At 40.7% G+C, this 14,266-nt stretch carries 14 protein-coding genes; 3 read left to right on the top strand and 11 right to left on the bottom strand.

The window, feature by feature from the left end; genetic code table 11:
• Positions 1–61 precede the first annotated feature (61 nt).
• The 10 genes from LQ50_RS13225 to LQ50_RS24975 all read right to left on the bottom strand — a co-directional run bounded on the left by LQ50_RS13225 (position 62) and on the right by LQ50_RS24975 (position 12,573).
• Positions 62–2,071 carry a beta-galactosidase gene (locus tag LQ50_RS13225; protein WP_034630100.1) on the bottom strand — a complete coding sequence of 670 codons (2,010 nt, stop codon included), beginning with the start codon at positions 2,069–2,071 and terminating at the stop codon, positions 62–64.
• 37 nt (positions 2,072–2,108) lie between these two features.
• Positions 2,109–5,243, bottom strand: a complete 3,135-nt coding sequence (gene lacZ, locus LQ50_RS13220; protein WP_034630098.1) for a beta-galactosidase, LacZ type — start codon at positions 5,241–5,243, stop codon at positions 2,109–2,111.
• A 23-nt stretch (positions 5,244–5,266) separates the two neighbouring features.
• The gene (locus LQ50_RS13215; RefSeq protein ID WP_034630097.1) at positions 5,267–6,097 is read right to left on the bottom strand and encodes a carbohydrate ABC transporter permease; all 831 of its coding nucleotides are present in this window, start codon (positions 6,095–6,097) and stop codon (positions 5,267–5,269) included.
• A gap of 1 nt (position 6,098) precedes the next feature.
• A complete protein-coding gene (locus tag LQ50_RS13210; protein WP_237563709.1) occupies positions 6,099–7,019 on the bottom strand; it encodes a carbohydrate ABC transporter permease in 921 nt (306 codons plus the stop codon).
• Between the two features lie 92 nt (positions 7,020–7,111).
• Positions 7,112–8,425, bottom strand: coding sequence for an ABC transporter substrate-binding protein (locus LQ50_RS13205; RefSeq protein ID WP_034630095.1), 1,314 nt, complete (start codon positions 8,423–8,425; stop codon positions 7,112–7,114).
• Positions 8,426–8,536: 111 nt separating this feature from the next.
• Positions 8,537–9,184 (bottom strand): bifunctional 4-hydroxy-2-oxoglutarate aldolase/2-dehydro-3-deoxy-phosphogluconate aldolase, encoded by a 648-nt coding sequence (locus LQ50_RS13200; protein ID WP_034630094.1) that lies wholly within the window; start codon positions 9,182–9,184, stop codon positions 8,537–8,539.
• Between the two features lie 10 nt (positions 9,185–9,194).
• Entirely contained in the window at positions 9,195–10,145 is a 951-nt protein-coding gene (locus LQ50_RS13195) for a sugar kinase (protein WP_034630092.1), read from the bottom strand.
• A 34-nt stretch (positions 10,146–10,179) separates the two neighbouring features.
• Positions 10,180–11,328 (bottom strand): galactonate dehydratase, encoded by a 1,149-nt coding sequence (gene dgoD / locus LQ50_RS13190; protein ID WP_034630091.1) that lies wholly within the window; start codon positions 11,326–11,328, stop codon positions 10,180–10,182.
• 254 nt (positions 11,329–11,582) lie between these two features.
• Entirely contained in the window at positions 11,583–12,416 is an 834-nt protein-coding gene (locus tag LQ50_RS13185; protein ID WP_052144746.1) for an AraC family transcriptional regulator, read from the bottom strand.
• A gap of 31 nt (positions 12,417–12,447) precedes the next feature.
• Positions 12,448–12,573, bottom strand: a complete 126-nt coding sequence (locus LQ50_RS24975) for a hypothetical protein (protein ID WP_237563711.1) — start codon at positions 12,571–12,573, stop codon at positions 12,448–12,450.
• Positions 12,574–12,824: 251 nt separating this feature from the next.
• On the opposite strand from LQ50_RS24975, the gene sda (LQ50_RS24970) reads away from it, so the two are divergent.
• Both sda (LQ50_RS24970) and sda (LQ50_RS13180) read left to right on the top strand, forming a co-directional pair.
• A complete protein-coding gene (gene sda, locus LQ50_RS24970; protein WP_152608215.1) occupies positions 12,825–12,971 on the top strand; it encodes a sporulation histidine kinase inhibitor Sda in 147 nt (48 codons plus the stop codon).
• Positions 12,972–13,081: 110 nt separating this feature from the next.
• A complete protein-coding gene (sda, locus tag LQ50_RS13180; protein WP_034630086.1) occupies positions 13,082–13,261 on the top strand; it encodes a sporulation histidine kinase inhibitor Sda in 180 nt (59 codons plus the stop codon).
• Positions 13,262–13,327: 66 nt separating this feature from the next.
• Here sda (LQ50_RS13180) and LQ50_RS13175 read toward each other — a convergent pair whose 3' ends face one another.
• A complete protein-coding gene (locus LQ50_RS13175; RefSeq protein ID WP_034630084.1) occupies positions 13,328–13,606 on the bottom strand; it encodes a hypothetical protein in 279 nt (92 codons plus the stop codon).
• 321 nt (positions 13,607–13,927) lie between these two features.
• Between LQ50_RS13175 and LQ50_RS13170 the strand changes: the two genes are divergently transcribed.
• A complete protein-coding gene (locus LQ50_RS13170) occupies positions 13,928–14,191 on the top strand; it encodes a hypothetical protein (RefSeq protein ID WP_152608214.1) in 264 nt (87 codons plus the stop codon).
• The last annotated feature ends 75 nt before the right edge of the window (positions 14,192–14,266 follow it).

Here is a 14,266-nt window from a genome sequence, read left to right as displayed (position 1 = left end):
TAAAGGAGCTGATTCTCTTACATTAATCTAACCTAGCAGAAGAAGGGGCATCTATTCATCGTTATAGCGCTTTTAAGATCGCTACGTCTACTGCTTTTACCTGAACAGAGGCTTGCACTTCTTCATTCGTTAGTAGGTTGATATATTTTTTATCAGTAGGCATATCTACTACAATATCATTTTCATTATGGTTCAAGATAAAGACATGTTTCGCTTCTTTGGAATTTCTCTCTAACACTTCTACATTTGGTGGGGTTTGAGCAATCAATGGCTTGATGCCTTTTTCTGCTGTGACCGTTTCAAGAAGCTTACCAATATAACCCGGTTCAGGTTGAGTGCCAACATAGATCGCTTTCCCTTGCCCAAATTGGTTCTGTGTCACAGCTGGCATTCCTTTGTACCACTCTTTTCCAAATGTAGCCAAAGCCTTTGCTTTTTCCAAGTGTATAATATCCGTCCAAACAGAGCACTCTATTTTTTCGCTATTTTGTAAAATATAGCTCTTCTCTCCTTCTGCATAAGGAGAAAACTCTTCAATAGAAATGCCTAACAACTTTTTAAGAGGCGATGCATAGCCACCAAGGTGGATGCGGTCATTTTCATCGACAATGCCGCTAAAATAAGAAACGAGTAATGTTCCGCCTCTGGATACAAAGCTTTCGAGATTCTCTCTATCTCCTGGCTTCACCATGTATAACATAGGGGCAATAACCACTTCAAATTTGGATAAATCATCACCTGCTTGAACAAACTCAACTGAAATATTACGTGTATATAACTCTTTATAATAGGATTGAACTTGCTGCAAGTAATCGAGGTTGTTATTTGGCTTTCCTTCTAATTCAATTGCCCACCAATTCTCCCAATCAAACACAATCCCTACTTTTGCTGGTACTCTTGTTCCTATAACGGAGTCAAGCTTCTTTAGTTCATTTCCTAACTGCTTGACCTCTTGATAAATTCGGCTCTCTTCGCCACTATGTGGAATCATCGCACCATGGAACTTCTCTGCCCCTGCTCTGCTTTGTCTCCACTGGAAGAACATAATGCCATCTCCGCCACGTGCTACCGTAGAGTAACTCCAAAGCCTCATGACATTTGGCTTTTTTAATAAATTTATATCACGCCAGTTCACTTGACCCGTTACTTGCTCCATTAAGAAAAACGGCTGTCCTTGCTTTAAGCTTCGCATCAGATCATGCCACATCGCGTGTGTGTAAGGTACCCCGTCTCTTGGATCTGGGTACGAATCCCATGTGACGACATCGAGCTCTTTTGCCCATTTAAAATAATCAAGTGGCTTGAAATCAATCATAAAATTTGTAAACACAGGAACATCTGGAGTCACTTCATTGACAATGGCTTTCTCTGTTTTATATAGATGGAAGATCGCATCATCCATAAAACGTTTATAGTCTAGCTTTTGTCCTGGATTCACAAACGTTGCTGGGTTGCGCGGAAGTTCAATCTCCTCCCAGTTATTATAACGTTGGCTCCAGAAGCTTGTTCCCCAGCGATCATTTAGTTCATCAATGGTCTCATAACGTTTTTGTAACCAATCGCGGAAGGCAACGGTTGATTCTTCGCTATAACACTCAGAAACATGGCAAGCATATTCATTGTTAATATGCCACATTTTTAAGCCTGGATGGTCCTTATATCTCTCAGCCAATTTGCGCACAATGATCCGAATATGTCTAATATAATCCTTGCTATTTGGCGAATAATGCTGCCTTGATCCAATCGAATAAGGAACTAAGTGCTTATCGACCGCAAGTGAATTGGGGTATTTCTTTGCCATCCATGCCGGAGTTGAAGCTGTTGCTGTTGCTAAACAAACATTTACCCCATGATCATAAAGGATATCTAAAATTTTATCGAGCCATTCAAAATCAAACACGCCTTCTTCTCTTTCTAGCATAGCCCAACTAAAGATTCCGACTGACACAAGGTTAACCCCTGCCTGCTTCATCAATCTAGCATCTTCATACCATACATCCTCTGACCATTGCTCCGGGTTATAGTCCCCGCCGTAAGACATATTTGGAAGAACTTCAGATACTGATTTCATGTTTGCCCACTCCCTACAACCTTTTGTATTTTCGTTCCTACAGATTCGTTTTCGCTAATTGGATCGGTGAAATCTCCGCTCTAGCATAAGGTGTTAACCGAACCACAAAGGCAAAGTCCTCACTTACTAGTTCATACTTATTAAGGACATCCGGTCCACAACTAGCTGATCCGAGTCCATGCTGCTTGTAATCGATGTTTACTGTAATCTCGTCTTCCTTTTGCAAATCATATGTGTGTGCAGCCTGATCTAGCTGGTGCATGGAGTAATAATGAGCACTAAAATCAAATTGCGGCATACCTGTTGCGATTAGCCCCACGCCATTTTGATTCGTAAACGAAGCCCATCTTACTTCATGACGATTTCCATTTTCTTGCGGATAAGCATATGGTGTATAAAGTCCGTCCACATTACTTGACCAAATGCCCGTTCGTGCCGCAAGCTTGCTATCAACATACGCTTCATTTGGACCAAGTCCATACCACGAAACCGTGTCAAGTGCTTTCGGTAGCTTCATTTGAAGGCCAATTTTCGGCAGCGTCTTTGGTCGATCTCCTTCAAATTTGCCATCAACTTGTAAAAGAACATCACTGCTTCCATAAATCGTGTACGTATACGTGGTCAAAAGAGCCCAACCTAACTTCGGAGGAGCAATCCGTGTCTGAACTTTTACTTCTACGCTCTCGTTCTTTGAATCTACATTATAGTCAAATGAATCAAGGCGATGCTGCAACCAATGTAACCCTGCTTTTTCCCAAATCTCTTTGTTGCTCACAGGCTTCCATTGACCTGTTGTATACATATCATTATCTATAAGCGCGCGCCAAACGTTTAATTTGGGACCATTCTCAATGACACTAACCCCGCCGTAGGTCCATGAGCTTAATTGACCTGTAGCCGTATTAAAGGATAGTTCAAACCCATTCCCCAAAACGACAAACTCATGACTCGTTTCGTATGTTTCAAGGAGTTTGGCTGTTGGCCGTTTTATATCGCCCTTTTTTTGCTGTAATAGCTCAAATTGCGCCCAGGCAATTTCGTATCCCGCTTTGGCCCATTTCGTATCCTCCGCTAACGTGATCGTCATATTCAACCAATAATCCGTTCCGTTCTTTTTAAAAGAAGATATAAAATAAGGAACGGTAATGACAGAGACTTCACGAGGATCAATCTGATCAAGAGGAAGAGTTCCACTAGCAACAACAAGGTCATCAGCTACAACTGTCCAACGTAACGTTAGATGATCTAGAGAAAGAAAGTCATAATTGTTCTTAATGCTGAATGTTCCATTCGCACGGTCAACCTCTTCGATTACAACGGGTTCAAGAACTTTTTTGTATTCATACAGCGCTGGTGATGGCGTTTGATCTGACATGACTAACCCATCCATCACAAAATTGGAATCATTCGGTTGGTCGCCAAAATCACCACCATACGCGAAGTACTCCTCTCCACTCTCTGTAAACTGCCGGATTCCGTGGTCTCGCCACTCCCAAACAAATCCACCTTGGAGCCTTTCATAGCGATAAAACGTCTCCCAATATTCCTTTAACGCCCCTGGGCTATTTCCCATCGCATGGGCGTACTCACAAAGAATGTGTGGCTTCTGTAAATCGTTGCGTTTTCCTAAATGTTCAATGATAGCAATATCTGTATACATCGTCGTAAAAAGATCGGACGAAACAGGCTCTCTCTCCGGATTCATTTTGCCTTCATTCATGACAACCCGGCATTCTCCCTCATAATGGACGAGTCTTGACGGATCCTTTTCCTTCGTCCATTGATACATTGCGTCATGATTTCGGCCATAACCCGATTCATTTCCTAGTGACCACATAATGATCGAAGGATGATTTTTGTCGCGTTCTACCATCCGTTTCATCCGGTCAAGATACGCCTCTTCCCACTCGGGATCATCACTTATTTTATGGGGATCTCCAATGTATTCAAAACCATGACACTCCAAGTCCGCTTCATCAATGACATAAAGACCGTATTCATCACAAAGGTCATAAAACACCGGGTCATTTGGGTAATGAGCGGTTCTCACTGCATTGATATTGGATTGCTTCATCAGCTTGACGTCCGCTACCATCGCCTCATAAGGAATCGCCCTGCCCAAATCCGGATGATGATCATGCCGATTGACCCCTTTTAGCTTAATAGGAACTCCATTAAACAAGAACAGCCCATTCTTTAACTCAACTGATCTAAAACCCACCTTTGTTGGAATGACTTCTAAGACCTCGCCTTTGTGATCTTTCACACTCATCACTAACTGGTAAAGATAAGGGGTTTCTGCCGTCCATTTTCTAGGATTGTGAATCGGGACGTCAATTCGATCATTAGCCAAAACGGCGGCAGGGCATTGCCACTCGTTTACGATTTCTAACCTTTGGTCAAGCAATAAAAACTCCACCTGATATCTCTCTAAAGACGAAGCCGCATCGTCAAAAGAAGCCTCCACTTGCAGCGTTGCATCAGCATAATTCTCATCTAGCATCGTTTTTACAAAGAAATCGTTCATGTGAACAGTTGGTCGCGCAAGCAAATAGACATCTCTAAAAATTCCACTAAGCCACCACATATCTTGATCCTCAATATAACTAGCATCGGACCATTGATAGACTTTTACCGAAAGAGTATTCTTTCCTTCTTGAATACATGACGTTAAATCAAATTCAGCAGGAATTCGACTTCCTTGACTATAGCCAACTTCTTTTCCATTTACCCATAGATGAAAGGCACTATCGACTCCTTCAAAGCGGATCATTACCTTTTTATCTACCCATTCGCTGTCGATATAAAATTCACGGCGATAGGAGCCTGTTGGGTTCTCTGTTGGAACCCTCGGCGGATCGACCGGAAACGGATATTGTTTGTTCGTATAATGGGGTTTTCCATACCCATGCATTTGCCAATTGGACGGGACGACAAGATCATCCCAATCACTAACATCATAAGCTGTCTCAAAAAAGGAAGCCGGAGATTCATTTGGCGTTTGGGCATAGTGAAATTTCCAGACCCCATTTAACGATTGAATATATGGAGAATTTGCTCGTTCACACGTTAGTGCAGATGGAACATCGCTGTAAGGAATAAAGTAAGAGCGTTCTGGTAACCGATTTTTCTGCAGCACTGCGACATTTTCCCAGTCATTTCTTCCCTTCATACATAAACCATCCTTTCTGTTCATTAACCTTTAACCGAACCTCCAAATACACCTGAAACAAAGCTCTTTTGGAAGACAAGGAACAAAATCAACATTGGTATTAAGCCAATAACCGCCCCTACCATGACCGGTCCATATTGTACCGTTTGTCCTGGCTGAACCATCATCGATAGTAATAGTGGCAATGTGTACATCTCTCTTGAGTTCACAACAACTAATGGCCAAATAAAGTTGCCCCATTGCTGCATAAAGGTTACAATCGCAAGCGCTGCACACGCAGGCTTCATCGTCGGAAGAACAATACGGAAGAAGATCCCAAAATCTCTACACCCATCAATCCGTGCTGACTCAATTAACTCCGTTGGAAATGACATCATCTGCTGCCTCATTAAGAAAACTCCAAACGGCGTAACTAAAAATGGAACAATTAACGCCAAATAGCTATCCATCCAATTGAAGTTCATCATAATGATAAACATCGGAACGAGCATGATTTGGGTTGGTACCATCATGATTAACAACACCATATAAAACAATGGTTCCCTGCCCTTAAACTTGTATTTCGCAAAGGCAAATCCAGCTAGTGCGGAGAAGAAAACGGTACTGACCGTTGTCACCCCGGAAACGAACAAGCTATTAAATAATGCTCTCCAAATCGGCCATGTTTCCTGTAATCTTGATAAGTTCTCAAAGAAGTTCGTACTAGGAATTAATGTTGGGGGTATCTTAAAAATCTGAGATTCCTGCAATGTCGAAGCTGTAAACATCCAATAAAATGGGAAAACAGAAATCGTTGCACCAATGATGGCGAACACATATAAAAGCAATTTGTTAAATTCGCGTCGCTGATTCATTTTATACTTCCCCCCCTTTTGAAGCTTTCACTTGGAAATAAGATAAAACGGCAATGATCGTTGTGACCACATACGCACCCGCCGAAGCTAATCCAAAGTTAAATGAGCCGAAAGCTTTGTCATATAAATAAAGGATGACCGTACTTGTTTCATTTCTTGGACCTCCACCTGTTAAGACAAATGGCTCGGCAAATAATTGAAGCGTTCCAATTGTTGATAAAATCCCACAGAATAGTAAAACTGGTTTGAGCAACGGAACCGTAATCATAAAGAAGCTTTTTACTTTTCCAGCTCCATCAATGCTGGCCGATTCATATAACTCTTTTGGAATGGTTTGCAAACCTGACAGAAGAATAATCGCGTTATAACCAGTCCAGCGCCATGTTACGGCAATAATGATTAGAATTTTTGCCCACATTCCATCAGAGAACCATTGAATAGGTCCTAACCCCATTAATCCTAACGCTTGATTAATCAATCCGTATCCTTCGTTAAAAATCAATGAAAATACTAAGGCATACGTAACCAAATCAATTAACGCCGGCAAGAAAAAGCCTAAACGAAATAATCCTTTCGCCTTTAACTTGTCTGAGTTTAATGTCGAAGCCACAATTGTTGCTAATACGAGCATGATTGGTACTTGGACTATTAAAATGAGGCCCGTTGTTCCTAGTGACTTCCAAAAGAGAGCATCTGAAAACAACCTTTTGTAGTTTTCTAGTCCAACAAATGTCATTTCTCCAGCTCGCCATGTACTAAAACTTAAAATAAAAGAATAGACCACCGGATAGAGCATAAAAATTGCAAATACTAGAAAGAATGGCGCAACGAATAAATATGGACTTACGTTAAACACACTACGTTTTTTCTTCATTTTCAAATCACCTTTACTATTCTTGGGACTCACATCTGCTTTTGCCATCGTGACACCTCCAATAAGTGATCCCCTAAAGAGAAGAGGTGAGCTTCTGCTCATTGGTTTAGCCTCTCCTCCAGGGACACCATTTTTCCCAATTACTCTACAATTTCAAGACCTGTTTCACTAGCTGCACGTTGTTCCGCATCTCTTAATGCTTCTTCAATATCTTTTCCGTCGATAACAACATCTCCAATGGCTTCAACCATAGCTGAGTTAATATCTCTAAAGTATGGTCCATAGTCAATCGTTGGGATATCTGTTGACACTTCACCGAAGAACTCCGATAAAGAAATACCAAAATACTCATCTACTTCTTTAAATTTCTCTGTTTCATAGTATGGCTGCCAAGAAGGGAATAACCCATACTCCATTTGAACATCTTGACCTTCATTCGTCATAAGCGTATATTCAATGAATGCCCATGCTAGCTCTTCATTTTGCGTTTGTGACGAAATCGCTAGAGCAGAACCACCGGAATGGGATTGGTTCGGGCCACCTTCTTCAAATGCTGGCATTGGCATAATGCCCCATTTTCCTTCTTGATCCTCCGCTTGAGTTTTGATTGTACCTGCATACCATACTGGGAATAACACAGTTGCAATTTGGTCATTGGCAAAAGCACGGATTCGATCATCCCATGTTGGTGCTTGCACATATAAATCTGCATCAACAAAATTCTTAAACATTTGCATCGCTTGGATGTTTTCTTCTCTTACAATTTGGATGTTTCCATTTTCGTCATAATACTCGCCACCTAATTGGTTCATAAGCATTCTGTATGTTTCAGCAATGTCATCATTCGTTAACGAGTGTGCAGACATTTTCACGCCTAATTCCGCGTCAATTTTTTGTCCTGCTTCAATAAAGTCATCCCATGTTGTTATTGAGTCTGGATCAACACCTGCTTGCTCAAAGAAATCTTTTCTATAGTAAAGCCCTACAGGTCCGATATCCCAAGGAAGAGCATAGATTCCTTCATCATTTTTCACTAGATTCATCGCAACTTCAGCAAATTCAGCTTCTTGCTCACCTAAACGATCAGAAATATCAACAAACTGTCCTTCAAATACATGCATAAAGTTAGGAAAATCTCGTTGTTGAATTTGCATAATATCTGGCGCTCCTTGACCAGCCGTCAATGGAGGAATAATGCTATCATAATCACTTGACACATATTCAACAGTTACTGTAGTTCCTGGATACTCTTCCATAAACTTTTCTGCCGTCTCCGTCAAAGAGTCTGCCGCTAAATTCCATGCTGCTACTTTAATTTCTCCTGATAATTCACCTGTTTCAGTATCATCTCCTCCATTACTAGGAGAACCCGTTTCTTCTGAGCTATCGCCACCTGAACAAGCTGCTAGTAACATCATTAATACAATTGCAAGTAAGAAATGTTTCATCTTCATTTTAAAACTCCCCCTTTGTTTGGTTACTTTAAATTGAAAACCCTTACAAATAATGTTGTTACATCACCCCTTTCAATGAACCGTCTTAATTAATTTAATAAAGATAGTAGCTCAATTTAAAGAACTTCTTGCCTGCTTCACTCTCGCAAGCATTTGCCTTGCAGTTTCTGTTATTTCCCTTAAGCGCTCTTTTGTCAAATCGCCCCGTGTGTTCACGAGTGTGCTTCCAACACCCGCAGCAACAGCGCCATGTTTCATGTACTCCCCGATGTTTTCAAGGTTGACTCCCCCTGTTGGCATCAGAGGAATTTGCGGCAATGGTGCCTTAATATCTTTAATGTATGCTGGCCCGAATGCATTCGCAGGAAACACTTTAATTATATCTCCACCATTTTCATAGCCTTTTAAAATTTCAGTAGGCGTTAACGCACCTGGTATACTCACAGCTCCATAACGCTTTGTCAATTTGATCAAATCAACATTCACAGTTGGAGAAAAAATAAACTTGGCACCAGACAATATCGCCATCCTTGCGGTTTCTGCATCAAGCACCGTACCAGCTCCAACAATCACCTCTTGGTCTAACTCAGTTGACACTTCTTCAATTAAGGTCATGACCTTCGGTGTATCTACCGTAATCTCTAGTGTTTTCACGCCCCCTTCGCGTAGCGCTGTGGCAATCTTCAACATGTCAGATGGCTTCGCCCCGCGAATAACCGCTACAATTGCATTTTCCTGAATTTGCTGTATGAGCTCCATTTCACCCTCCTTATCTCTGAACATCTTCTATATTAGGTTTGATAAATGCCTCAATTTCTTGTTTATCAGGCAACCCTTCAACATCGCCTTCAACCATTGTTACCATGGCTCCTACGGCATTTCCTCTTTGCACTGCCTCTTCTATTTGCAAACCATCTAATAAGCCAGAAGTGAACCCTGCTAAAAAACCATCTCCTGCACCAACCGGATCAACAACATGTTCAACTAGGTACCCTGGGACGAGCTTGCTTTCTGTTTCGGTAAAGTAATAAGCACCTTTTGCTCCTACTTTTAACACAACTAAAGACGGGCCAAGCTCCAAGAAACGTTTTGCGATTTTTTCTGGTTCCTTCTCACCAAGTAAAAACGCTCCTTCATCAATACCTGGCAAAATAATATCAACATTTTCAGCAATTTCGAGCAACGTTCTTCTTGCCTGTTCCTCTGACCAAAGCGACCTTCTTACGTTCGGGTCAAAAATAATCGTTACCGAGTGCTTCTTCGCTATGCGAATCGCCTCTTTCACCATTTCATAACAGCTAGCACTTAATGCTGGGGTGATGCCTGAAAGATGCAGGTACTTGGCTTTTTTTAGGTACTCTTCATCCAAATCATTCGCACTCATTCTGCTAGCGGCCGATCCGTTACGATAATAAGTGACTCTAACATCCTTAGGGTTTCTTACTTCTTTAAAAAACACGCCTGTTGCCGCTTCGCTGTCTAATTGAACTTGACTCGTATCGACCCCTTCCCCTCTTATAAAAGAGAGAACAGACTTTCCAAATTCATCATGGCCCACACGACTGATCCAGCCAACCTGATGGTCTAACCGACTTAAACCAATCGCAACATTCGACTCTGCCCCTGCATATGTTTTCGAAAATGTATGAGCGTTTCTTAATTGTCCCTTTGAGATTGGTGTAAACAACACCATCGTTTCTCCCACTGTTACAACATCCATTTAAGCCCCCCTTAAAACGAATGATGTTTGGCTTTTACCACTCTGCTACAGAACCATCACGGTGACGCCAAACTGGATTTTTCCATTGATGTCCTTTAGTAGCTAACTGGCGAACCTTCTCTTCATTAACGGATATCCCCAGTCCAGGACCTTGTGGTATTTTCACATGACCATCTTCATAATCAAACACAGATGGATCACTCAAATAATCTAGCAAATCACTACCTTCGTTGTAGTGAATGCCTAAGCTTTGCTCTTGAATAAAGGCATTGTGAGCGGTTGCATCAACATGTAAACATGAAGCTAAAGCAATCGGTCCAAGTGGGCAATGAGGCGCAAGCGCAACATCATATGCTTCAGCCATAGAGGCTATTTTTTTGCATTCAGTTATTCCACCTGCATGTGAAAGATCCGGCTGAATGATATCCACATAACCATCTGTCAAAAGGCCTTTAAAATCCCATCTTGAAAACATTCTTTCTCCCGTTGCTATCGGAATATGCGTGTGTTGAGCAATCTCTCTTAGCGCTTCATTGTTTTCTGGTAAAACCGGCTCTTCAATGAACATCGGGCGATAAGGTTCTAGTTCTTTTACCAAGATTTTGGCCATTGGCTTGTGGACCCGTCCATGAAAATCAATACCAATTCCGATGTCATTTCCTACAGCCTCTCGAACCGCAGCAATTCGTTCGACAGCTCGATCGATTTTGTCGTATGAATCAACGTATTGAAGTTCCTCCGTTCCGTTCATTTTCACCGCTGTGAAGCCAGCATCTACAATATCTTTCGCTGCCTTACCAACATCACTAGGTCGATCTCCACCAATCCAAGAATACACTCGGATCGATTCTCGACATGCTCCCCCTAGTAATTGGTAAACTGGAGCATTGAAGTATTTTCCTTTAATATCCCAAAGAGCTTGGTCAATCCCCGCAATGGCACTCATTAAAATGGGCCCCCCACGATAAAAGCCTGAGCGATATAACACATTCCAATGGTCTTCAATTCTCAGTGGATCTTTGCCTATGAGATACTCCGATAGTTCTTCGACTGCAGCCTTCACTGTATGTGCCCGTCCTTCAATTACAGGCTCCCCCCAGCCAACAATGCCTTCATCCGTTTCCACTTTCAAAAAACACCACCGTGGCGGTACAATAAAACATTCTAAATGGGTAATTTTCATCACGTCACCACCTTAACAAGTTTCATATCTTTCTCTTTATACCCAAACAGTCTTAGCCCCTAATAAACTAACGTTTTGACTAACTTAATTTAATTAATTAAGCATATTGTAACCGATATCATTTCTGAATTGTATGAATAAATTCTTTATTTATATAAAAATATGAAACTTTCTTTACTCAATTTATTTTATTTTTAAGCGTTCATAAAGTAAAAGGAAATAGAAAAACCCGCCACCAAGGACAGGTTGATACCTTATTTTTTATAATATAAATCACGGTACTTCTTCGGGGTGATTCCTTCCTTTTTCTTAAAAGTCGCCACAAAATTACTACTATCATTAAACCCAACTAAGAAGGCGACATTTTTAAGCGGGATTTCTGGGTTTTGAATTAATATCTCTTTTGCCTTACGAATTCGAACTTGAATCAAGAAGGAATAAGGACTCACTGAAAACGTGTCTTGGAATAGACGATTCAAATATTGCGAACTAACATTTGAATATTGAGCAATATCATCAAGGCCAATATCCTCGGCATAAACGGTTTCAAGCCACTCGACAATCGGCCGCACTTTTTCATAAAAATGCGAAAGGGATGGTTGGTTGTTGACCTTTCCATATTTCCGTAAATTCACTAGAAAATGATATAACGAGCTAGATAAATCAAGCTTTGAAAATTCCGTTTCTGCTTCAATCTTTTGCAGCATATCTTCAATGATTCCAACAAACGGCAAACTCTCCATATCCGTATACAGCGTAGAAAAATTAAGCTTTAACGCATCTAAAATCGAAACAACCGACGCTCCCCCAAACGTAATATAAACCGTTGACCACCGTTTTCCACTCGTCCAGTAGGAATGGGGCGTATAGGGCTTCAACAACGTTCCATGTCCTTTTGGCAAGCGGTATTCCTGCCCATTAAACGTAAATCTTCCTTCTCCTTCAACGGTTTGTAACCAGTGATAGTAAGGATACCCATTCGGCCTTGAAAAATCTTCTTCTTGTGGATTATAACCGACACTCTCTACAAACAATGGCAACGCGTCATCGACAGTAATATATGTATATCTTACTTTTTTATAATACATCCGGTTTATCACCTACAGTAAGGTTGGAGTTTCAAAGATTGTAGAGACTAACTACCTCTAACGGCAATCGAATATAAAACGTGGTCCGCTTCTCCACTTCACTTTCTACCTTTAGTGCTCCTCGGTGGTTATTTTGAATGATGTTTGTTGTGACCATCATCCCAAGACCCGTACCGCTTTTCTTGTCGTAAAGAAAGGTTCTCCTAATTGTACAAACTTTTCTGCCTAACCATTATCAATTATTTGAATGAGGACATCTTCTTTGGTTGTTTGTACTTTGAATAGAATTTCCCCTTCATTTTATTATAATTGATAGATTGTCAAAAGTCGAAACTAGCTTCTAGTTGAATGTTTACAGTTATTTGTATAGTGGTACACATAATATATACGCACGTAGGGGGTTATCTTATGTACGAGACAAAACGCACTTTAGCAAACGTCGATAAAGAGATTCTAATAGAAGCACGCAACAAAGCCATAAAGCTTCAGCTCGATCAAGACTTCATTTCCTTGTTGAATCATGAACTAAATAGAAGAGAAAAGAGAAATAAATGAGATGACATTTAGCACTTTTCAGGTATGGCCTCACCTTATCGTCTCTGATGTTTAATTGAAGACTTTTTGTGGTATTCATCTATATGACTCATTATAAAGGGGGACATATGATGACAAATACATATAAAAGTAAAGGGTTAGCAAGATTAGATCATAACTTGCTAGTAGAAACGCGAGAAAGAGCCCTCACACTCCAACTAGATCAAAAATTTATTGAGTTAATAGAGAAGGAAATAAAACTGAGAGAAAAATCGGATATAAATTCATCAATCAATCTACAAGAAACGTAGACTTTGATGATCATAATAAAAAGGAACGAGGCTCTTTGCTCTCGTTCCTTTTTTGGTTCATTTCGATCAGTAATTATGATTATAATAATCAGGGAACTGACCTATCCCTTGTCCGAACGCATATCCATGCTGCCAATGATAATCATGAAGACTTTTCTTTTTTAGAGTAGGCTTTTGCTTAGCTAGTGCTTCATGGTGAGGTTTGTTATCAGGCCATTGGTAATGGTTTGGTCCATAGTGGTAGCCAGGATAATAATAATGGCCGGGGTGAACAACAACCGGCTGCTGCCACATGTGGCGGTGCCCATAGCTTGGGTAAGCAACCGGAAATGCATTTACAAACATATCATCACCTTTTCCTAAGTGCTACTATATCGTATTGAATACGTACCGATTACGAGCTTATCCTTTTGAAAATTAGGCTTTTGCCACCCACTCCCAATTCAAAACATTCTCAGAAACTCTAAAACTAAGCTCGCAAAACATTGTAAAACTCTCCAATGAAAGTATAGATGTCGTGGATTCGCTATACTTTTTATACAAATCGAATATTATGTAAGGACAATACCACCTCTCCTTTTAAAGTCGAAGGAGAGGTGTTTATATAGATCTATTCAGGGTAAATAGATGATAAGCGCTCCTATTTCAAATAAAGGTGTGATTAGAATGGAAAATAACTCTAACAATAAAAAGCCTTGGTACAATCAAGGCTGGGTTTGGCTCATTGTTGCCACTATTGGGATTGGTGTTCTGTTTTTTGCTATTACTGGATTAACAGAGCAAGTCTCTGACGTCAACCAATCCATGCAAGACCAAACAGAGGCCATCGAGGAACAAACCCAAGTAACCGAATCCATCAAAGAAAGCATGGACAACCTCATTACAACGATCCAAGATGCTGTAAATAGATTCACAGGAGCAAATAGCTAACCAAATAGATTGAAAAACAGGAGAAGCATAGATGCTTACTCCTGTTTTTTTGTGAGTAAGCTGTTGCGTTCTGTC

The organism is Halalkalibacter okhensis, assembly GCF_000787375.1.
Taxonomy (GTDB): Bacteria; Bacillota; Bacilli; order Bacillales; family Bacillaceae_D; genus Halalkalibacter; species Halalkalibacter okhensis.
Note: the sequence above shows the minus strand (reverse complement) of the source record. Positions and strands in the feature narration are given on the sequence as shown.